We start from the raw sequence: 20,282 nt of genomic DNA, 5'->3' as shown, positions 1-20,282 counted from the left end.
CAAGGTATGTCCATGAATTTGAAGTTCCCCTCCGCCCTTGTCCTTTCGGCTTTGTTGCTGGGAGCGGGCCTGTCGACAGCGCCTGCGCCCGCCCGGGCCCAGGCGGCGTCCAGCTGGCGCTCGGTGCCGGCTGACCGGCTGCTGGTGATCGACACCAGCAAGGGGCGGGTGCTGGTCGAACTGCTGCCCGATGTGGCTCCGGCCCATGTGCAGCGGGTCACCACCCTCGCCAGCGAGGGCTTTTACGACGGGCATGTGTTTCACCGCGTGATCGAGGACTTTATGGCCCAGACCGGCGACCCGACCGGTACGGGCGGCGGAGGCAGTGCGCTTCCGGATGTCGAGGCCGAGCTCAATTTCCGCCGGGGTCGCGACAGCAGCTTCGTCCTGGTCGAGGACAGCGGCCCGGGCATGCGCGGTCTTATCCACGGCCTGCCGGTGGTCACACAGCCGGACAGTCAGATGATGGTCACGGCCGACTTCAAGGTGGGCGCCCAGACCCTGTTCTGCCCCGGCGTCGTGGGCATGGCCCGTGCCGGCAATCTGAACAGCGCCAACAGCCAGTTTTTCCTGATGTCCGGACGCGAGGACAATCTGAATGGCATGTACACGGCGTTTGGGCGCGTGGTGGGCGGCATGGATGTCGTGCGCGCGATCAAGACGGGACCGGAGGCCGAGGACGGCCGGGTCGGCGCGGATCCCGACACCATGGTAAGGGTCAGGCTGGCCTCGGCCATGCCCGAGGGGGAGCGACCGGTGGTTGAGGTCCTGCGCGACGCCAGTCCCGAGGCGGCGCAGGTCATCGCCGAGGCGCGAGCCGCCAGGGGAACGGACTTCAATATTTGCGATGTCCAGCTGCCGGCGCGGGTGGCCGGGGGGACGGCGCAATGAGGGCCGGCAAGATGAGTGTGCTTGTGGCCGCCATGGTCCTCGCCGGTGCCCTGCCGGCCCGGGCGCAGGAGCCCCCGCCCGTAACAGTCGCCACGACGCCCATGCCTTCGACCGACTGGCGGCTGGTCGAGCCCGAGAATCTGCTGATCATCGACACCAGCAAGGGACGTATCCTTGTGGAGCTGGCGCCCGAGGTGGCTCCGCTGCACGTCGAGCGCATCCGTCTGCTGTCGGGTCTGGGCTTCTATGACGGCCTGCCCTGGCACCGGGTGATCGACTGGTTCATGGCCCAGACGGGTGATCCGCTGGGCACCGGCGACGGCCAGAGCCCCTACCCAGACCTGCCGGGTGAATTCACCTTCCGCCGCGGCCCCGACATGGATTTCACGCCGGTCGCGGCGCCGATGGGAGCCCTGCTGGGCTTTGTCGGGTCGTTGCCGGTCCAGACCCAGCCGGCCGAGCTGATGCCGCTGACCAGCGACGGCAAGGTTCATGGCTGGGGTGTCTACTGCCCCGGCGTGGCGGGCATGGCGCGCGACGAGGATCCGGACACGGCCAACAGCCAGTTCTTCCTGATGCGGCAGGCCTATCCTTCGCTGGACAAGCGCTACACGGTCTGGGGGCGCGTGATTTCGGGTCTGGACGTCGTGCGTAGCCTCAAGACCGGTGACGACCCCAGCGGGATCGTGCCGGGCGAGCCGGATCGCATGCTGCGGGTGCGCGTAGCCTCGGACCTGCCGGTCGAGACCCGGCCGACGGTGCGCGTCCTGAATGCGGGCTCGCCCGTGTTTGCCACGACGCTTGAGACCGTGCGGCTGCAGAGGGGGGCGGACTTCTCGATCTGCGACCTCGATCTGCCGGTCCAGGTCGTCGACCCGACCATCGGCTGATCAGTCGCGCGGACGGCGACGACCTCGCCTGCGGCGACGGCGGCCCGAGCGCATACGCTCCAGCAGCAGGCCCTCTCGCAGACCCCGGTCGGCGACCCGCACACGGGCGCAGGGCCAGGACCGCTGGACGGCCTCGAGGATGGCGGCCCCGGCCATGACCAGATCCGCACGATCCGGACCGATGCAGGCGTTCTGCGCCCGTCCGTCAGGGCCCAGGTCAAGAAGCAGGCGGGCCGCGTCCTCGCAGTCGTTGCGTGACATCCAGAGGCCATCGACCCGGTCACGCTGATAGCGCGGCAGCTTCAGGTGGATTCCGGCCAGGCTGGTGATGGCGCCGGAGGTGCCGACCAGATGGGCATGGCCCTCGTCGAACAGCGCCTTGACCTCGCCATTGACCGGGGCGCACTGGATGGCGGTCGCCATGGCGCCGATCATGGCCTCGTACCAGGAGGCAGGATCGTCCAGGGATTCCGGGTGTCCTTCCGCCAGGGTCACCACGCCGACGGGCGCCGACATCCAGCCGACGGTCTCGAAGCCGCGATCCTTGCGCACCAGCCAGGACAGTTCCGTCGACCCCCCACCCACGTCGACCACCAGCACGGCGCGGGCCCGCTGATCCAGCAGGTTGCGGCAGCCCTCCACCGACAGGCGGGCCTCCTCGTCCGGGGTGATGATGCGCAGCTTCAGACCCGTGCCGCGCCTGACCCGGTCGATGAATTCCTCTCCGTTTTCGGCCGCCCGGCAGGCCTGGGTGGCGACGGCGGCGATCCGATCAGAGGGCAGGTTCTTCTTGGCGACCCGCTCGGCACAGATGGCGAGGGCGTCATAGGCCCGGTCCATCGCATCGTTCGTCAATCGACCGGTGCGGCTGATTCCCTCCCCGAGACGGACGATACGGCTGAACGAATCGACGACCCGAAAGCCGTCGCGCGCAGGTCGCGCGATCAGCAGGCGACAATTATTGGTCCCCAGATCCAGGGCGCCGTACAGCAACGACCCGGATGGCGCCTCGCCAAGGCTGGGGGACCGGGCGTCGCGCTCCACAGGCGCGCCGTCGATCTCCGGCATGGCCGAACTTTCTGTTTGGGAGCCCGTCTGGTTCCCGTCGAACACAGACTAGTCCGATGAGATCGTCCGCGCCAAGCGAGTCTGTCGCGAAAATGAACAGAGCCGTCGGGGAGGGCTCAGAGGAAGCCCTCTAGGGTCGTCCCATGATCAAGACGAAGGCTGCCAAATTCGGGCTGGGCCAGAGCGTGCGCCAGCTGGACGATGCATTCAATGGAGTAATCCTGGATGTCGATGCCCGCTATGACGGGCCCGCCGGGGACATGGGCGCGATCCCGACCGACCAGCCCTTTTACAAGGTTCTGGTGCTGGAGAAGGATTCGGGCGTGCTGGTCTATGCCGCCGAACAGAGCCTTGAGGCCGACCGCATGCCGGACAATGCAGCGCTTCCGCAGCTGAAGCGTTGGTTCCGCCATGACGATCAGGGGCGCCTGCAGCCGCGATTTGTCCACCTGCACTGAGGCGGTGTGAGCGGCGGGTGTATGGCCCTTGATCCTGCGAACGCCTAGGGTGTGCGTAGCGAAACAACCCGCAAGAAGAGGGCCTCATGTCCGATTTCGAGCACGTCTTCGAAGCCCCGCCCGAAGGGGCGGCCGAGGACTGGACCATTCCTCAGGACTGGTCCGCCTACACCCGGGTCGAACACGATACCTGGAATACGCTGTACGCCCGCCAGATGAAGATCCTGCCCGGCCGGGCCAGTGAGGTCTTCCTCAAGGGGCTGGAGGCGCTGGACCTGAACACCGGGGGCATCCCCGACTTCGAGGTCATGAACCCCAAGCTGCAGGCGCTGACCGGCTGGACCGTCGTGTGTGTGCCGGGCCTCGTGCCCGATGAGGTGTTCTTTGACCATCTGGCCAACCGGCGCTTCCCGTCCGGCCAGTTCATCCGCAAACCCGATCAGCTGGACTATCTGCAGGAGCCGGACATCTTCCACGATGTGTTCGGCCACGTGCCCATGCTGACCGACCCGGATTTCGCCGCCTACATGGAAGCCTATGGCAAGGGGGGGCAGCGGGCCGCCCGGCGCGGCATGCTGGCCAATCTGGCCCGGCTGTACTGGTACACGGTCGAGTTCGGCCTGATGAAGGAGGCCGACGGCCTGCGCATCTATGGCGCCGGCATTGTGTCATCGGCCACAGAAAGCGTGTTTGCCGTCGAGGATCCGTCGCCCAACCGGATCGGCTTCGACCTCGAACGGGTGATGCGGACCCTGTACCGGATCGACGATTTCCAGCAGGTCTATTTCGTGATCGACAGCCTTGAGGGGCTGAAGGACGAGACCCTGCGCGACTTCGGGCCGATCTATGATCGCCTCGAGGGCAAGGACGACATCGCCATCGACGCCATCCTGCCGTCCGACACCGTCTTCACCCGTGGCACCCAGGCCTATGCGACCAAGGGCGGGCGCTTCGCGGCCTGAGCCCTACCGGTCTGCGTCCCGCAGGAAGCGCGCCAGCCCCGTCGCCACGCGCGCCCCGGCCTGCTCGACCGTCGGCGGACTGCCGTCCGGGTTCAACGCGTAGGCGTCCACGATCACGCTTTCAAAAGCGGCGCGGTCCAGCCTCACTGCAAGGGGCCTGCGCACGGGAGTCACTCCGAGCCCCGGATATTTGCTCGCGAGCATCTTTTCGACGCGCTCCGCGTCGGAATAGTCCACGCTGTAGACCAGATATCGGTCGGAACGGGCCGGATTGAATGTGAGCATTGCATTCAGGACGCGTTCGCCCATGCCGGGCAGTGCGCGGACGCTGATGTCGTCGATCCGCAGCGTCCCGACATCGACGACCTCGCCAGCCGCAACGTCGAAGGGGGCAAACCAGTGGTCGAGCAGCGGCATCGTGCCCGTGGAATCGGCGGTGTAGAGACTTCCGCCAGCGACGCGGTAACGTCCCGGCGGGACGGCAACCATGTCCGGCCCGGCATTCACGACGTTCATTCCGCCATGCATTTCCACTTGGTACTGAAGGCCTGTGTCCACGTTGACGAAGCGGATGTAGGCGCCATACATCCCCGCGTATTCACGATAGGACATGATGATGGCCGACTGCTCCCCCGCACGGACGGCCTGCATCTGCTCCGGCGTAAGGGAAGGCCCGGTCGCGCAGGCGCCGAGTGCCATCAAGGTGGTCAGGGCAAATACCAGCCCGGCAAGTCTGTGGTGGATTGTCATGAATACCCCCCGATATCGCGGGGAGAATGGGCGCAGTTTCGCGACTCTGTCGAGCGCAATTATTCGGGGCGCTAGGACCGCTGGAAGGGATAGAAGCCGCTTCCCAGAGACAGGATGCCAGTCAGCTCGTCCAGCGCCCCGCGCGACTCCTCCAGCAGCTGTGGATCGGCCAAGTCGCGTGGCGTCAGCTCGTCCCTGTAGTGGCGACCGGCCCACTCGTTGAGCTTCGCGTGCAGCGCGGGCGTGAACCGCATGGCGTCGCTGGTGGCGGCCAGTTCCGCCTCGTTCAGCACCACCCGCAGGCGCAGGCAGGCCGGGCCGCCGCCGTTCCGCATCGACTGGCGCACATCGACGTAGCGGACCTGACCAATGGGGCCGTTCGAGCCGGCAATCCGCTCGGCGACCGCCCGGCTACGCGGATTTTCCTCGGTCTCGGTCGGGCAGATCAGGGTCAGGCGATCCTCACCGGGGATCCGGATCAGCATGGAGTTGAACAGATAGCTGCTGATCGCATCCGCCAGAGGCAGGTCGGTCGCGGAGACTTCGACGAACTTCGGCTCGAAACCGTCGGCCGCGCGTCGGACCGCCTCCAGAGTGGCGGCCGTGTCCTCAAACGCCAGCTCGTGGAAGAACAGGGTGTCCAGGGCGCCCACGCAGACCACGTCATTGTGGAAGGTGCCACCGGCAATCGCGGCCTTGCCCTGGCGGGCCAGCACCACGCCCGAGGCGCCGTGCCGACGGGCGAGGGCCTCTGACGCCTCGCGGGTCTGGCGTGCCGGGTAGGGGCCGTCCCAGCCCTCCCAGGCTTCGCGTCCCCAGACCAGCAGGTTGACGCCGGCCGATCCATGGTCGGCGCACAGGCGGACGTGATTGGCCGCGCCTTCATCCGCGAGATGACCCACCGACGGCAGGGCGTCGTGAACCGCAAAGCGGGCCGGGTCGGGGAAGAGGGCGTCGAGGGCCCGCTTCGTCTGGGCGTGCTCCAGCGAGCGGTGCAGATTGGTGACGAGATTGGCAGGCGTGAAATGCAGCCGGCCATCCGCGCTGTCGGCCGAGGGGGTCACTGTCGCGGCATTAGCTGCCCACATCGGCGAGGCCGAACAGGCCGCGGCGGCGAGGGAGGGCGCCTGTTTCCAGGCGGTCTCCAGCACCTGACCATCCGATCCGGCAAAGCCGAGGCTTCTCAGGAAGCCGATGTCCGGGCGTTCGTGCGGAGGCAGGACAAACTGGGGCAGGCCGAGGTCCGCCAGCAGCTTCATCTTCTCCAGCCCCTGAAGCACGGCTGCCCGGGGATTGGAGGCCTCACCCTTGTTCAGACTGGACGCCAGATTGCCCGGCGACAGGCCCGCATAGGAGTGGGTCGGCCCGATCAGACCGTCGGCATTGGCTTCGACGGCAGGTGAGGTCACGCCTTCAGGCCCTTGATCTCGCTCTCGATATTCTTGACGCTGTCGGCCTCGAAACTGGCCACCGGATAGGCGCAATAGTCGGCCGCATAATAGGCGCTGGGGCGGTGGTTGCCGCTGGAGCCCAGACCGCCGAACGGCATGTCACCGGCGGCGCCCGTGGTCGGCCGATTGAAGTTCACCACGCCCGCCCGGATGCGGTGGATGAAGCGGTCCCAGTTGGCGGGATCGTCCGAGACCAGCCCGGCCGACAGCCCATAGCGGGTCTCGTTGGCCATGCGTATCGCGTCATCGAAGGTCGCCACGCGGGTCACCTGGAGGAAGGGCGCGAAGATCTCCTCGTCCGGCACATGGACGCCGGTCGTGTCGATCAGGGCCGGCTTCACGAAGGCGCCGGACAGGCCGTCGATCGGTCCGCTGTCCCGGATGACCCGGGCACCCATGTCGATCCGGGCGCGCAGGGCCTCCCGGGCCTGGGTGGCGGCATGGGCCGAGATGAGGGGGCCGCCGAACGGCTCGGGGCTGCCGTTCCAGGGCGCATAGATCAGCCGGTCCATGAAGCCGACCACGGCCTCGATCACGGCATCGCCGCGCGGGCCTTCCTCGATGATCAGGCGCCGGGCGCACGAGCACCGCTGACCGGTGGTGACAAAGGCACTCATCGCGACAATGCCGGCGACAGCCTCGGCATCGGCCGCGTCCCAGACGACCAGCGGATTGTTACCGCCCAGCTCCAGAGCCAGAATCACATGCGGATTGTCGGCAAACAGCTTTTTGAAATGGGCGCCGGCCGCCCCCGAGCCCGTAAACATAAGGGCGTCTATGTCGCGCTCCAGCAGCGCCGCGCCGGTCTTCGCACCGCCCTGAACCAGATTGACGACGCCGTCGGGCAGGTCCGCGGCCTTGAAGCACTCGACCATTTCCTGACCGATCAGGGGCGTGTGCTCCGAGGGCTTGAAGACCACGGTATCACCAGCGAGCAGTGCGGGGACGATGTGACCGTTCGGAAGGTGGCCGGGGAAGTTGAACGGCCCTAGCACCGCCGCCACCCCGTGCGGACGGTGGCGCAGGGTGGCGCGGCCGAAGCCCGTCTCCTTGCTGCGCTCGCCGGTGCGCTCCTCATAGGCGCGGATCGAGATGTCGACCTTGCCCTGCATGGCGCCCAGTTCGGCACGGGTCTCCCAAAGCGCCTTGCCGGTCTCCATGGAAATGATCTGCGCCAGTTCGTCGGCGCGCGACGCCAGTACGGCCTGATAGCGCTTGGCGGCATCGATGCGCTCCTGCCGGGGCCGAGCCGCCCAGTCGGGAAAAGCCTCGCGGGCGCGCGTCACGGCCTCGGCGACGTCCCGTTGGCTGGAGGACGGGCCGCCCCAGACCTCTTCACCCGTGGTCGGATCGATCGAGGCGAAGCGGGGGCCGGAAAGCGGGGCTGCGGTCATGATTTCACTCGTATGGTTTCGCCGTCGCGCACCTTCAGGGCGGCGGCCGTCTCGCGATCGATATGGGCATGGTCGCCGTCGATCGCCGCCTTCTGACGCACTGCCCGGAAGCCCGAGACGCTGGTGGTCGAGATCAGGGCGGGAAGCTCGGCGTCGGGCTGGTCCACTATCCGGACGGTCAGGACCCGCGCATCGCGCACAGTGCGGATGTCGTCGCGCCGGCAGGTGACGGTCGGGCCGGCGTCGAAAATGTCGATCAGGCCATTGGGTCGGAAGCCCTCGGATTCCAGCAGGGCCATGGCGGGGATGCCCTGGGGGTGGACCTTGCCGATCACCGCCCGGGCGGGCTCCGGCAACAGCTCGACATAGACCGGATGCCGGGGCGCCAGATCGAGGATGAACTGCTTGTCGGTCGAGCCGGTCATCCGGTCGGCTTCCTCGAAATCCATCGGGAAGAATTTGTGCGCCACATGGTCCCAGAAGGGGCAGGCCCCGTCGGGGGTGAATACGCCGCGCAGTTCGGCCAGCACGGTATCGGCGAACAGGTCCGGCTCGGCCCCGATCAGCATGTAGCGCGACTGGCTGAGCAGGCGCCCGGCGCCGCCCTTCCGACGGTCAGCCTTCAGGAACAGGGAGCCCACTTCGGACCATCCGGTGCACTCGTTGACCAGCACCAGCGTCTTCTGGTCCAGTCGAATTCCGAGCGACGGCGAGGACTGGGTGTTGTTCACCACCCGGAAGCTGAAGAAGGGCCGGTTCAGGCCGACGGCGGCCTTGACCGAGCCGACGCCGTCGACGTCGCCGGTATCGCTCTCCTCGAGCATCAGGGTGTACCAGCGCTCCTGCGCCTCGATCCGGCCGCCGAAGCTGTCGCGGCTGAGGTCCAGCCGTTCGCTCAGCTGGTCGGGGTCTTCCGGCAGGCTGGTGAAGCCGGGGCCGGACAGGATGGCCAGCTCCAGCAGGGAATCCAGATCGCCGGGACCGGCGGGGCGAACAACCAGCATGAAACCTACCTGGACTGAAGACGAAGCTGTTTGAGGTGCGGGGCGTCGATTTCGCCCGAGGCGACCTTGCACAGGATCAGGGCGGACAGCTGGGCGCGCTCGACGAAGCTGTCGGGCCAAGCGAACTCCTGATCCGAATGGATCGCGCCGCCGATGACGCCCAGGGTGTCGATATTGGGCAGGCCCGCCGCGTGCAGATTATTACCTTCGCAAACCCCGCCCGAGGACTGCCAGCGCAGCGTCTGGTTTAACAAGGCCCCGGTCTGACGCACCGCCTCGAACAGGGCGGTCTGGGCGGCGTCCATGGGTTTGGGCGGGCGGGTGAACCCGCCGTGCAGTTCAACGGTCGCGCCCTGGATCGGTGGCCGGGAAGAGAGGTCGCGGATGCGGCCCTCAATCCATTCGGCATCCTCCGGGGTCGGAACCCGCACATTGAAGCGGACGACGGCTGTGTCGGCCACGACGTTCAGCGCGCCTCCCCCCGAGATTTTCGCCACATTGATGGTCACGCCCTCGCGCTGGCCGTTCAGGTCGTCGAGCGCGGTGGCCAGCCGGGCGGCGCCCGCCGTCGCATTGACGCCCTCATGGTAGGCGCGGCCGGCGTGGGCCGACTTGCCCCGCACCACGATGTGGAAGTTCCCGCTGCCCTTCCGGGCGCCAGCCAGACTGCCGTCGGGCAGGGACGGTTCATACGTCAGGCCCAGATGCCCGCGGGCGCCCAGCTCGGCCAGCAGGGGGGCGGAGCCGGGAGACCCGATCTCCTCGTCCGGAGACAACAGGACGGTCCAGCCGACCTTGTCGCGGTCGGGATGGCGCTCGAACGCCTCGAGGGCGCCCAGAAGCACCGAAATCCCGCCCTTCATATCGGCAATGCCGGGCCCGTTCAGGGCGCCGTCGGCCCGGGTGCCGACCGTCTGGAAAGGACTGTCGGCGTCGAACACCGTGTCATAGTGGCCGGTCAGGACCACCTGGACCGGGGCGTCCGGTCGCTGGACCAGCTTGAGAGCCGGAGCAAAGGTCAGCGGCACTTCGCGACCGTCATCCTCGATGCGGCTGGAGACCGAGGTCTCGACCCGTTCGGTCCGGCAGGGCAGGGCGCCCAGCGATTCCTCGATGGCCACGAGCACCCGCTCGAGCCCCCGGGTGTTGCGGCTGCCGGAGTTGATGTTGGCCCAGTCGATGGCTCGCCCGATCAAGGCCTCACGGCGCGCTGCGACGTGGTCGAGCACGATCTGGTCTTCAGGACGTATCTGCATGCGGGCGGACCCTAACGACCCTTCCGGGAAAGGTGAAGGGCGGGGATTTACGAGTTCGCGCGGCACACTCTAGGGTGGCGCCCTTAAATCGGGGGACAATCTGATGACTGACTGGATCAAGGCAATCAATCCGACGGCGCCGATCACCACGCGGCCCGAAGCCACGGCAGCAGCACGCGCCAGCGCGCTCGCCATCTTGCTGGGGGTTGCTTTCGGGATCTTTGGGGTGGTGAGAACCATGGGTGTCGGCACAGAGGCCATGGAAGCCATGATGGTGGAGAACGCCCAGGGCGACGCCGCGGTAGCAGGCATGGCCGGCGCGATGGCCGGCGCCGTCGTCTACTTTAGCATCGGCATGGTGGTGGTGCAGGCGATCTTCGGCCTGGTCCAATGGGCGAAACCCAACCGGTTCATCCCGATCCTGTTTATCATTCTGGTCGTCCTTGGCCTGTTGTCGAGCGTCTGGGGACTGGCGATGGCAAGCCAGATGGACGTTCCCGCGAATGTGCAAGCGCCGCTTTGGCTCACCGTGCTGACCCTTGTCGTGCTGCTCGTTGAACTGGTGCTGCACATCGCCGGCTTGCGCGGGGCCTCCAGGCTCGATCAGCTGAAAAAGGCCGAATTCCCCAACAGCTAGTCGCGTGTATTGGGCCTGCGGTCCCGGCGCTCGCCGGGTCTGCGGCTCTCGCGGCGCCAGCGGACGGACAGGCTGGCTTCGCCCTGTCCGCCGAACCGCGAGGTCACGGCCAGATTGCGCCGGACCTGCCATTCCACGCTGACGGCTGCGCCGCCCTCGCCGCCGCCGATCACCTCGAGATAGACGTCATCCGAGATGTAGCGGCCCCCGGCGACCGTGAGAGCCGAGGCCTCTCCGCCGAAGGACAGGCGGTCGAGTCCGGCCAGCTCGCGCAAGCCGCCGATCACATCGAAGCCACCGCCACCCGCCAGCGAGGCGACCCCTGAGGCCAATTGGGCCGCCTCGACCGGGGACAGTTGCGATGCCGAACGTCCGAACAGGACCTGGGACAGGATTTCGTCCTGCGGCAGGGCCGGGGTCGAGGTCAGGGCAATGACGGGCTTGGCCGCCGTTCCGGTCACGCGGATGCTGGCGGTCAGGACGGGGTCCTCGCGGACCGCCTCCAGGTTGAGGCGGATCAGATCGGGGTCGGTCGACAGTTCGACATAGCCGTCCTCGTCGAAGACGAAGCGCTTGCCCGCGAACTCGTAATCACCGCGCGCTACCCGGGCCATGCCCGACAGGGTGGGGCGGGTCAGGGTGCCGCCCACGCGGGCGTCGATATTCATCAGGACGTTCAGGCCCCGGCCGGAGACCTCGACATTGCCGCCCCGCGAGCGAATGCGGATGTTAAGGCCAATTTGCGGGCCGGCCGCCTGCTGTTCGACCGAGTCGTCGGGGTCACCGCCGGGCCGGTTGATTTCGACGACGTCCATGTTCACGACGCCGTTGTTGCCGGGCAGCTCCGGTTCGATCCGGGCCTCGTCGACCGTCAGATCGCCTTCCAGCGTGATGTTGCCGTCTGTGGCACGCGTGACGGTCAGTTCTCCCGACCCTCGGGCCGAGGCGATCTCGTTGTCGATCACGCGGAACCTGCGGAAATCGAGCTTGAGCGACGAGCCACTGCCTTCGCGCAGGCCGATACGGCCGCTGCCGTTGACCTCACCGCCCGAGCCGTCTTTGGCCGTGAAGGTCTGGATCAGGGCAGTGGTGTCGTCGAAGCGGGTGTCCAGTCGAAGGTCGCTGAGGCGCAGACCCGAGGCCGCATCCCGGAAGTCGCCCTCCGAGACGTTCAGCGTTCCGGTCAGCCGGGGCGCGTTCAGGGTGCCGCCGAGGGTGGCCTGCGCCTGGACCTGCCCCGCCAGACTGCGCTCGCCTCCGGCGAAGACATCCCAGAGCGGCTTGATCTGGCCGCGAATGTCGACCTCGCCCGACATGGGCTCTGTACGGGCGATGGCCAGCCGGAGCGGAGCGGCAGAGGCCACGACGGGCAGGGTCACATCGACCCGGGCGTCCACCGAGCCCTCGCCGCTGGCCACGAGGTCGATGTTCAGGCGGTTGTCGACCAGGGTGGCATCAAGCGTGCCGCCGATGGTCATGTTCGAAGGCGCGTCGATGCTGCGCACATTGGCAAGCGACACATTGGCGGATCCAGAGAGGTCATCTCCTGCACCTCGCAGTGAAACGCGGCCCGTCACCTGACCGCGCAGGTCCTCAAGGATGGAGCCCAGCTCGACGCGGGTCAGGTCGGCCTGGACGACCACCGAGTCCTCGCCCTGGCGCATTTCGCCCATCAGGATGCCGCCGCCTACGGCCAGGTCGACACGGGCCACCCGGCCGTCGTCGGCGAAGGCCAGCACCATCGGATTGCGGGTCGAGAAGTCGACATCGCGCACCTGTCCGCCGCCCGACAGGGTCAGGGTCTGGGCGGTATCGGTGCGGGCATAGACGGCGTCGCCCTCGAATTGGGCCGGGGTCGGGCCGCCCATGTCGAGCACCACATGGAAGGGCAGGCGCTCCAGCGAACCGCGACCGCCCAGCTGCAGGGTGCGGATGACATAGGGCGAGCCGGCGAAGCGCACGCCACGCCCGGTGATCGCGATGAGGGCGGCGTCTTGTCCGGGGGCGTCTGTGAGGCGCAGGCGGCCGTCAATCTCGCCCGCACTGAGGAAGGCGCCGGGCCGCGCCTGGAAGACGAGATCGGCTTGAGACGGGAAGCTGTTCGACAGGCCGATGTAGCCCCGCGCGATCACACCGCCCGCGTCGATGTCCACATCGCTGAGCTGGATGACCTCGTCCCCGAGATAGAAGTTGGCGATCGCCTTCGCCGGGCCAAAGGCGGAGTCGCCCGTGATGGCCACGCGACCATCCGAGGCGTCGGCGCCCTTGCGGAAGCTGAGCACCAGCCGGGTGTCCCGCAGATCCATCGGGCCGACCGCGACCCATTCGAACCCGGCGGTCAGGTCGAGACGCGGCTGGGCCATGGTTCCGGTCAGGGCACCGTCGCCCTGCATGGCGCCGTCGATCTCGACGGGGCCAACGCCGAACGGCCCGGTAGCCGACCAGTCGACCGCCAGTTTCAGCGCGCCGTCCAGACCGATCAGGCCCTTGGCCGTGGCTTCGCCCTTTTCGCCGTCCAGCTGTGCCTGGGTGACCTCAAGCTGGCCGTTCCGCAGGGTGCCGCCGAGGTCGAGACGGGGCGCAGGACCGAGCAGGCGGTCCAGTTCAGCCATCCCCGTCGACAGATTTCTGGCACGGCCGCCGAAGCTGAACGTCCAGGCGCCCGTGGACGGCGTGCTGGTCGCGCGGATCGGACCGCTGAAGGACCCCGAAGCCCGATCGGACAGGGCTGATACGTCGGTGATATCGGCACTGCCTGAGAAGCGTAGCGCGCCGTTCAGGGCGCGTCCGCCCGACCCATTCAACTGGATCGCGGCGCCATCCAGATCAACCTTGCGCAGCAGCACCGATCCGTCAGTGCCGTACACCAGATCGGCCTGAAGACGAGGCGTGGCGCCCAGCAGTCCACCGATCACCCCGGCGCGCGACCCCCCTGACGCAGCAAGACTGGTCGTAAGCGTATAGCCCCGGTCGCTGCCGGTCAGCGACAGCGGGCCCTGGAGCTGCAGCGCGCGATAGCTCGCCAGTTCTGTGTTGCGCAGGTCCACCTGACCCTTGAGCGACCAGTCTGACGCCTTGCCCGTGAACGTCCCGGAATAGGTCGAGGCTCCGGCGATCGGCACGCCCGCCAATCGGGACAGGGAGGGCGTTGCGATGTCGACCGACAGGCCGTCGGGGCTGCTCAGGTCGTCGACATGGACCTGGCCGTCCACCCTGGTGGTGATGTTGTCGGCATAGAGGCGCCAGGCGACGGCCTGCACGCCCTCTTTGTCCTCAAGCGGGATGCCCGCGAGGCCGAAGCGCGCGGTCCGGCCGATACGGTCGATGAAGGGGGCGAACAGGTCCGACCCGCTGAAGTTGACGTAGCCCGCAGCGCGGGCGCCCGCGTTACTGAAGCGCCCCTTCACCCGCAGAGGGACGAAGTCGCCCGTCTGTGCGGTCGCATCGATCACGCGGCCATTGGCAACGGCGGTGATCTCGAACGGCCGGTCAGGAGAATAGCCGAGAGCCCCGGCCAGCGGCCCGCCCCGCGCCTCGCGGGCCTCCAGATTGAGCTGCATCTTGTCGAGCGAGTCGCCCAGCGTCGCATCCAGCTTCAGGAAGTCGCCGGGACGGTCGAGGCTGTAGGCGTCGACCGCCGCCGTGGTCCGGCCCTTGCGCAGGACTTCGGCTTCGCCCTCCAGACGCCAGTGACCATAGGTCTTGCTGAAGTCCTCATGGAGTTCGACCTCGGCCGCGAAATGGTCGATGTCGATGTCCAGCGGCATGGCTGAGGGCGGGTCATTCGACACCTCGACGATCGGTCGCCGCAACAGGTGGATACGCTCGGCGGTGATCTCGTCGGCATGGAAGCGTCGGCCCAGCAGGGGCAGGTAGCTCCAGTCCACGCGAAGGTCGGTGACCTCCAGCCAGACGCCTTCTTCGTCGGTGACCGTGACCCGCGCGATGGTGAAGTCATTGAACAGGTCGCCGGTCAGGCCCTCGACATTGATGCGGCCGTACCGCCCGACCTTCTTGCCGTTGGCGAAGGTGCTGACCAGTTCTCGGCCGGCATCACTGAGCAGATAAGCCCGCCCGCCCAGCAGGGCGATGCCCAGCAGGACCACCAGAATACCCACACCAATCCCGACACCGATCGCGATGCGACGGGCCAGCGAGCGCTTTTTCCGGGTTTCGGCCGGGGTTTCAGACTCTGGGGAGGGAGGGGCGGGGTCGGTCAAAACGCCTGCCCGATACTGATGTAGATCTGGAAGTCGGCATCCGCCGGGCGACGCTCGAGCGGGAAGGCGATATCGGCGCGGATCGGACCGAAGGGCAGATTGTAACGCACGCCGGCGCCAACTCCATACCTCAGGTTGTTGAAGTTCGGTGTTTCCTGGAACCCGATGGCGCCCGCGTCGACAAATACCACCGCCCCGAAATTGCGACCCAGGTCGCGGCGGACTTCCAGGGAGGTTTCGAACAGCGACAGGCCGCCGCGCGGGGTATCGTCGGGCAGGCGCGGGGCTACCCCCTGATAGGCAAAGCCGCGAACCGAGCCGCCCCCGCCCGAATAGAACAGGCGGTCCGACGGAATGCTCAACTCGTCACCCCCCAGAATGCTGCCGAGACGCAGGCGGCCTGCCACGATGGTTCGGCCCTCGGAGTCGATCGGCACATAGGTGGTGGCCTGGGCCTCGGCGCGCAGGAAGGCCAGGCTGTCCTCGCCCGCCACGACCGTCGGCTGGGCCGATACGGTCAGGCGCCAGCCCCGGGTCGGATTCAGCGGGTCATTCGAGCGGTCCATATAGCTGCTGCCTCGCAGGGTCAGCAGCGCGAGGTCGCGGTCGGATTTGACCGGAAGCTGGGTGATCGGATCGAACCGGCTCTCGGAATACTGCCCCGCATCCAGCCCGATCCCGTAGCTGAAGTAGGAGGTCCGCCCGAGGCGCTGGTTCAGATCGGCCGCGAGGCTGATGCCGGTCCGGCGATAGGCGTCCGTATCTTCATTGACGATGGCTGCCGACAGCTTGGCGGTGCGTCCGGGACGGCGCCAGTGCGGCAGGCTGAGGTCCACGCCCAGCCGGCTGTCGATGCCGGCCAGCCGGGCCTGGTAGCGCAAGGTGTCGGCCCGCCCGAAGCGGTTGTGGTGGGTCCAGATGAAATCGACGCCGGCCCCCTCAGCGGTCGACAGGGTGGCGCCGGCCTCGAGAACCCGGGCAGGGCGGTCCGTCAGGCTGACGATGACGGGGCGGTTGCCGTCGGGGGTCGTCTGGCCGGGCGGAGAGAGCGCCACGCCCACACCGTCGTAGACGCCGGTCTCAAGCAGGCGCCGTTCCAGTTCGGCGACATTCTCGGGGTCGTAGACCTCTCCCTCGTCCCAGGGCGCCAATCCGGCGACCCAGCGCGGGTTGGTGACGCCCCGGGTCTGGAGCACGACCCCGTCGAGGGTCACCAGCGACCCGGAATCGATGCGGTATTCTGGCTCGACCGTGCGGGTCGCATGATCCACGACGACGCGGCGCGTTTCGGCCTTGGCGTCGGCATAGCCGCGGCGGGTGAGCCCAGCGACGATCCGGCCCTCTGCGGCGATCACATCGATGGCGCGCCCGGGTGCGCCCGGCTCCAGATCGATCTCCGAGCGGACCTCGGCCTCGATCTGGGGCAGGGGGGTCTCGTCGGTCCATGTCACCGTGGGTTCGGTGAGCACAAACCGGCGCCCGGTGTCGATCATGATGACAGCGACCGGTGTCTCCTCGCCCTCGACGACGTCTTCGATCTGGGCCTGGTAATAGCCCTCAGACCGCAGCAAGGCCTCTGCGGCCTCTGCGGCGGCACGGGCATGACGGCGGGCCTCGAACCGGCTGGCGGGGGGACCGTCGACCTCACCGATGACCTCGATGATCCGGTCCCGCAGATCGTCGTCCATATTGCCGCGAACACGCGCCTTCGGGTCCGCCAGCGCCGGGCTGGCGGACAGGCTGAAGACCGCAAGGGCGGTCAGCAGGAAGGTTCGGTTCTTCAGCAAGGGTGACCCGGACGGCAGGAGCGGCGGACGATCATCGCCGGCAGGGCCGGGACGAAAGCCTTATCAATAGAACATCGTGTCAGAGTCGGGGCGAACGGATTCTTCGGACGTCCGATCTTCTGCCGGAAGGGTGGGCGGAGGCTGGACCGGCATTTCCGCTTCAGCGGGCGGTTCGACCGGGTCGGGCTGCATCGGAACCTCGGGCTCCGCGACCTCGGGACCGATGGGCTCCAGCCCTTCGTCCGCCGGCGGATTATCGCAGGCTGACAGGGCGAGCATCGCCGCCATACCGGCAAGGCCGGTCAATTTGAGTGCCTTGGTCATGGAGATTCCCCTCAAACGTTGAACAGCTGTGGTCAGCATGAAATGCCCGGCTTCGCAAGGCGTTCCCCCGCGCCATGCAACCCATTGACCGGGCCGAAACAACCGGAGCGAGTAAGTGGCAACCATTCCTTTTACATCTTGTGCGACGGTGTCAGCGTTCGGGAGGCTGCGAATGCAGAATTCAGGTTATGCCATCGTCGCGGAGGTCCGCCACAGGGAGCTGAGAACGCGACTGGGGCTGGGGGCCTTTATTGGTGCCACAGCGTTCGTTGTGGCGCCGTCTGTCTGGCCCATCCTCTGGTACAGCGCCGTCCTGCTGGGACAGGTTCTGGACGAGATCGTCTTTTCGCCGCTGCGTCGCGACCCCCGCGTTACCCCCTCTGCGGCACGCAAGGTGATGTGCTGCGTCTCGGCGGCGCTCAATGTGGCCATCTATTCTTCTATCTCGGCCTATTGCTGGCTCTATGGCGGAGAGGTCGGCCGCGTGTTCGCGACTGTCCAGGTGGCCGGGGGGCTGCTGCACGTCAGCCTGCACATGCATCATCAGCGCGCCTTGCTGCTGTCTGCGGCCATCCCTCATGGCCTGTACTTCCTTGGCCTGCCGATCCTGTGGGCGGCGTGGAACGGCGTCTGGCATGAAATGCTGGTGGCGGTCGGATGCGCGCTCTACATCGGGCACCTCGTCGTCGCCGTCCGTCAGAACTCCGCCACGACCATGGCTCTGAGGGAAGCCAATCGAAAGGCCGACGAGGAGCGGGCCCGGGCCCAGGTCGCCAATGCGGCCAAGTCGGACTTCCTGGCCACCATCAGCCACGAGATTCGCACTCCGATGAACGCCGTCATTTCGGCCGCCAATCTGCTCAAGGCCAGCGAGCTTCAACCCGCCCAGCGCGATCATGTCGCCATGCTGGTGGATGCGGGGGATGTGCTGATGGGCCTGCTCAACGATGTGCTCGACTTCTCCAAGATCGAGGCCGGCAAGATGGAGCTGGAGCACGCCGAAATGGATGTGCGCGAGCGAATGGTGGCCCTGTCGCGCCTGTGGGAAGCGCGGGCCAGCGCCTCGGGTCTGAAGCTGGTCATGGCCGTCGATGAGGCGGTGCCCGATCGCGTCTGGACCGATCCCCTGCGGGTCCAGCAAATCCTGTTCAACCTCATTTCAAACGCCGTGAAATTCACCGAGGCCGGACAGGTCACGGTTCATGCCGGGTGGTGCGAGCGCCTTGAGGGTCTGCGCATCGAGGTCACGGACACCGGGTGCGGCATACCCGAGGACCGTCTGCCCCACATTTTCGAGAGCTTCGAACAGGTCGAGGCCGGCACCACCCGTCGCTACGGGGGCACGGGGCTGGGCCTGGCGATCAGCCGCCGGCTGGCGCGCCTGATGGGCGGGGACCTGACGGTCGAGAGCACACCCGGCGAAGGCTCCTGCTTCGTGCTGGAGGTTCCGGTCGCGCTTGAAGGTCAGGCAGCCGCCGACGCCGATGTCGTCGAACCAGAAGCCACGACCCTGGCGGGCATGTCGATTCTCGTGGTCGACGATCACGAGGTGAACCGCCGCATCCTGTCCCTCCTGCTGGAGCCGCATGGCTGTGAGCTGACCTTGGCCGAGAACGGGGCAGAGGCAGTGGAACTGGGTGCGACGCGCCGGTTCGACGCCATTCTGATGGACATGCAAATGCCGGTGATGGACGGGCTGGAAGCCTCGCGTCGCCTGCGCGAGGAAGGGGCCAACCGCGATACGCCGGTCATCGCCCTGACGGCCAACGCCATGGACACGCACCGCGCGGCATGGGACGTGATCGGAGTCGCCGACTTCCTGACCAAGCCGATCGATCCGGTGCGGCTGTTCAACAGCCTCGCCCACGCCTGCGCGTCGCGGTCGACCGCCCCTACGTTGGCCGAGGTTGCCTAGGACCAGCGGGACAGGGCGTCGGCGATATTGGTCTGACCGGCTGATGCCTCCGCCTCTGGGCGCGTGCCGTTGAACACCGGCGCCGGGGCAGGGGCCCCTTCGGCTGTGAAGGTGCCGCGGGCCTGGTTGTGGGCATTGCTCACGGCTTCTCCCAGACTGAGCACGGGGGTGACGCAGGCTTCGGTTCCGGCGAACCGGGCAGTCCAGTCGTCCCGGTCCCGCGTCGCGAAAATCGCAGCAAACCGCTCAGTGATCTCGCCCCACCGGCTGCGGTCGTATTGCGGCGCGTCCTCGGGTGTCAGTTCCAGACCGGCCAGCAGGGCGGCGTAGAACCGCGGCTCCAGAGCCCCCACCGCGACCTCGCCCCCGTCGCGACAGCGATAGCAGCGGTAGAAGGGGGTCGATCCGTCCAGCAGGTTGGCGTCGCGGGCCTCGGTCCACAGCCCCTGCGCTTTCAGCGCATGGAATAGGGCCGTCATCAGGGCCACGCCATCGGTCATGGCGACGTCGATCACCGCTCCCCGCCCGGTCGTTCGGGTCTGCAGAAGCCCGGCCAGCAGGCCGATCACTCCCATCATGGCGCCGCCGGCATAGTCGCCGACCAGATTAAGCGGCGGTCGCGCCGGTCGATCCGCTTCGCCAAAGGTGCTCAGCGCGCCGCTCAGCGCCAGATAGTTGATGTCGTGCCCGACGGCATCGGCGAGCGGCCCCGTCTGGCCCCAGCCGGTGACCCGCGCGAACACCAGACCCGGATTGCGCGCCAGGCAGGGCTCGGGTCCCAGACCCAGCCGCTCCATGACGCCGGGGCGGAATCCCTCGATCAGCCCATGACTGTGCGCGACCAGATCCAGTACCCGGGCATGGTCCTCCGGGTCTTTCAGATTGACCGGCACGGCCGTCCGCCCCCGGTGCAGGATGGCACCGCCCACCTCGGTGAACACCGCGGCTCCCGCGCTCTCTGACCGGGTCAGGCGCACAACGTCCGCGCCCAGATCGGCCAGCATCATGCCCAGAAAGGTGACGGGGCCCAGTCCGTCAAACTCAACAATGCGCAGGCCGGTCAGCGGAGACATGAAATTGACCTAGCGCCTGTCATTGAAAACAGCCACGGATTTCGGCTTGCCCCCACATGCGACCGCACCTATGTTCCGCGCCGTCCGAAATGACGGATGCGCCCCTAGCTCAGTTGGTTAGAGCATCTGACTTTTAATCAGAGGGTCCTCGGTTCGAGCCCGAGGGGGCGTACCATCCCCCCTACATTCAGCGGTTGGTGTC

The 20,282-nt window shown here is 67.3% G+C and carries 16 protein-coding genes and 1 tRNA gene; 7 read left to right on the top strand and 10 right to left on the bottom strand.

All coding sequences use genetic code 11. The features are described 5' to 3' along the window. Positions 1-12: 12 nt before the first annotated feature. Entirely contained in the window at positions 13-891 is an 879-nt protein-coding gene (locus J7346_RS08730) for a peptidylprolyl isomerase (protein WP_209119524.1), read from the top strand. Then, on the top strand, positions 888-1,781 hold the full coding sequence (locus tag J7346_RS08725) for a peptidylprolyl isomerase (protein WP_209119523.1): 894 nt from the start codon (positions 888-890) through the stop codon (positions 1,779-1,781). The genes J7346_RS08730 and J7346_RS08725 overlap by 4 nt, the downstream gene beginning before the upstream one ends. Here J7346_RS08725 and J7346_RS08720 read toward each other — a convergent pair whose 3' ends face one another. Further along, entirely contained in the window at positions 1,782-2,849 is a 1,068-nt protein-coding gene (locus J7346_RS08720; RefSeq protein WP_209119522.1) for a Ppx/GppA phosphatase family protein, read from the bottom strand. A gap of 143 nt (positions 2,850-2,992) precedes the next feature. Here J7346_RS08720 and hspQ point away from each other — a divergent pair, with 143 nt between their 5' ends. Together hspQ and phhA are read left to right on the top strand one after the other, a co-directional pair. Next, positions 2,993-3,307 carry a heat shock protein HspQ gene (hspQ, locus tag J7346_RS08715; protein ID WP_209119521.1) on the top strand — a complete coding sequence of 105 codons (315 nt, stop codon included), beginning with the start codon at positions 2,993-2,995 and terminating at the stop codon, positions 3,305-3,307. A gap of 86 nt (positions 3,308-3,393) precedes the next feature. After that, positions 3,394-4,269 carry a phenylalanine 4-monooxygenase gene (gene phhA, locus J7346_RS08710; RefSeq protein WP_209119520.1) on the top strand — a complete coding sequence of 292 codons (876 nt, stop codon included), beginning with the start codon at positions 3,394-3,396 and terminating at the stop codon, positions 4,267-4,269. Between the two features lie 3 nt (positions 4,270-4,272). Here the strand turns inward: phhA and J7346_RS08705 are convergent, their stop codons facing one another. The 5 genes from J7346_RS08705 to J7346_RS08685 all read right to left on the bottom strand — a co-directional run bounded on the left by J7346_RS08705 (position 4,273) and on the right by J7346_RS08685 (position 10,124). Further along, positions 4,273-5,019: a hypothetical protein gene (locus J7346_RS08705; RefSeq protein ID WP_209119519.1), complete on the bottom strand. Its 747-nt coding sequence runs from the start codon at positions 5,017-5,019 to the stop codon at positions 4,273-4,275. A gap of 71 nt (positions 5,020-5,090) precedes the next feature. Further along, a complete protein-coding gene (gene astB / locus J7346_RS08700) occupies positions 5,091-6,428 on the bottom strand; it encodes an N-succinylarginine dihydrolase (protein ID WP_209119518.1) in 1,338 nt (445 codons plus the stop codon). Next, the gene (gene astD, locus J7346_RS08695) at positions 6,425-7,864 is read right to left on the bottom strand and encodes a succinylglutamate-semialdehyde dehydrogenase (RefSeq protein WP_209119517.1); all 1,440 of its coding nucleotides are present in this window, start codon (positions 7,862-7,864) and stop codon (positions 6,425-6,427) included. The genes astB and astD overlap by 4 nt, the downstream gene beginning before the upstream one ends. After that, the gene (locus J7346_RS08690; RefSeq protein WP_209119516.1) at positions 7,861-8,868 is read right to left on the bottom strand and encodes an arginine N-succinyltransferase; all 1,008 of its coding nucleotides are present in this window, start codon (positions 8,866-8,868) and stop codon (positions 7,861-7,863) included. Before J7346_RS08690 ends, astD begins: the two co-directional genes overlap by 4 nt. A gap of 5 nt (positions 8,869-8,873) precedes the next feature. Beyond that, positions 8,874-10,124: a hydrolase gene (locus tag J7346_RS08685; protein ID WP_209119515.1), complete on the bottom strand. Its 1,251-nt coding sequence runs from the start codon at positions 10,122-10,124 to the stop codon at positions 8,874-8,876. A gap of 103 nt (positions 10,125-10,227) precedes the next feature. Here J7346_RS08685 and J7346_RS08680 point away from each other — a divergent pair, with 103 nt between their 5' ends. Then, on the top strand, positions 10,228-10,761 hold the full coding sequence (locus J7346_RS08680; protein ID WP_209119514.1) for a hypothetical protein: 534 nt from the start codon (positions 10,228-10,230) through the stop codon (positions 10,759-10,761). Here the strand turns inward: J7346_RS08680 and J7346_RS08675 are convergent. The 3 genes from J7346_RS08675 to J7346_RS08665 form a co-directional block, all read right to left on the bottom strand. Continuing rightward, positions 10,758-14,981 (bottom strand): translocation/assembly module TamB domain-containing protein, encoded by a 4,224-nt coding sequence (locus J7346_RS08675; protein WP_209119513.1) that lies wholly within the window; start codon positions 14,979-14,981, stop codon positions 10,758-10,760. The genes J7346_RS08680 and J7346_RS08675 overlap by 4 nt on opposite strands. Next, entirely contained in the window at positions 14,978-16,768 is a 1,791-nt protein-coding gene (locus J7346_RS08670) for an autotransporter assembly complex family protein (RefSeq protein WP_348521479.1), read from the bottom strand. Before J7346_RS08670 ends, J7346_RS08675 begins: the two co-directional genes overlap by 4 nt. Positions 16,769-16,831: 63 nt before the next feature. Next, positions 16,832-17,131, bottom strand: a complete 300-nt coding sequence (locus J7346_RS08665) for a hypothetical protein (protein ID WP_209119512.1) — start codon at positions 17,129-17,131, stop codon at positions 16,832-16,834. A 133-nt stretch (positions 17,132-17,264) separates the two neighbouring features. Here J7346_RS08665 and J7346_RS08660 point away from each other — a divergent pair, with 133 nt between their 5' ends. Next, a complete protein-coding gene (locus J7346_RS08660) occupies positions 17,265-19,007 on the top strand; it encodes an ATP-binding protein (protein WP_209119511.1) in 1,743 nt (580 codons plus the stop codon). Here J7346_RS08660 and J7346_RS08655 read toward each other — a convergent pair. Further along, positions 19,004-20,080, bottom strand: a complete 1,077-nt coding sequence (locus J7346_RS08655) for a CaiB/BaiF CoA-transferase family protein (protein ID WP_209119510.1) — start codon at positions 20,078-20,080, stop codon at positions 19,004-19,006. The genes J7346_RS08660 and J7346_RS08655 overlap by 4 nt on opposite strands. Before the next feature lie 98 nt (positions 20,081-20,178). Here J7346_RS08655 and J7346_RS08650 point away from each other — a divergent pair. Further along, positions 20,179-20,255: transfer RNA gene (locus J7346_RS08650), tRNA-Lys, on the top strand. Positions 20,256-20,282: the final 27 nt, after the last annotated feature.

Origin of the sequence: Brevundimonas sp. A19_0 (assembly GCF_017744255.1) — a bacterium.
Classification (GTDB): Bacteria; Pseudomonadota; Alphaproteobacteria; order Caulobacterales; family Caulobacteraceae; genus Brevundimonas.
The sequence above is the reverse complement of the archived record's forward strand: the minus strand, read 5'-3'. Positions and strand labels throughout refer to the sequence as shown.

Bases quoted from the DNA above. Each gene is read 5' to 3' on its own strand.
- J7346_RS08730 (WP_209119524.1), top strand. From the start codon at position 13: ATGAATTTGAAGTTCCCCTCCGCCCTTGTCCTTTCGGCTTTGTTGCTG.
- J7346_RS08725 (WP_209119523.1), top strand. From the start codon at position 888: ATGAGGGCCGGCAAGATGAGTGTGCTTGTGGCCGCCATGGTCCTCGCC.
- J7346_RS08720 (WP_209119522.1), bottom strand. From the start codon at position 2,849: ATGCCGGAGATCGACGGCGCGCCTGTGGAGCGCGACGCCCGGTCCCCC.
- hspQ (WP_209119521.1), top strand. From the start codon at position 2,993: ATGATCAAGACGAAGGCTGCCAAATTCGGGCTGGGCCAGAGCGTGCGC.
- phhA (WP_209119520.1), top strand. From the start codon at position 3,394: ATGTCCGATTTCGAGCACGTCTTCGAAGCCCCGCCCGAAGGGGCGGCC.
- J7346_RS08705 (WP_209119519.1), bottom strand. From the start codon at position 5,019: ATGACAATCCACCACAGACTTGCCGGGCTGGTATTTGCCCTGACCACC.
- astD (WP_209119517.1), bottom strand. From the start codon at position 7,864: ATGACCGCAGCCCCGCTTTCCGGCCCCCGCTTCGCCTCGATCGATCCG.
- J7346_RS08690 (WP_209119516.1), bottom strand. From the start codon at position 8,868: ATGCTGGTTGTTCGCCCCGCCGGTCCCGGCGATCTGGATTCCCTGCTG.
- J7346_RS08685 (WP_209119515.1), bottom strand. From the start codon at position 10,124: ATGCAGATACGTCCTGAAGACCAGATCGTGCTCGACCACGTCGCAGCG.
- J7346_RS08680 (WP_209119514.1), top strand. From the start codon at position 10,228: ATGACTGACTGGATCAAGGCAATCAATCCGACGGCGCCGATCACCACG.
- J7346_RS08665 (WP_209119512.1), bottom strand. From the start codon at position 17,131: ATGCTGACCACAGCTGTTCAACGTTTGAGGGGAATCTCCATGACCAAG.
- J7346_RS08660 (WP_209119511.1), top strand. From the start codon at position 17,265: ATGCAGAATTCAGGTTATGCCATCGTCGCGGAGGTCCGCCACAGGGAG.
- J7346_RS08655 (WP_209119510.1), bottom strand. From the start codon at position 20,080: ATGTCTCCGCTGACCGGCCTGCGCATTGTTGAGTTTGACGGACTGGGC.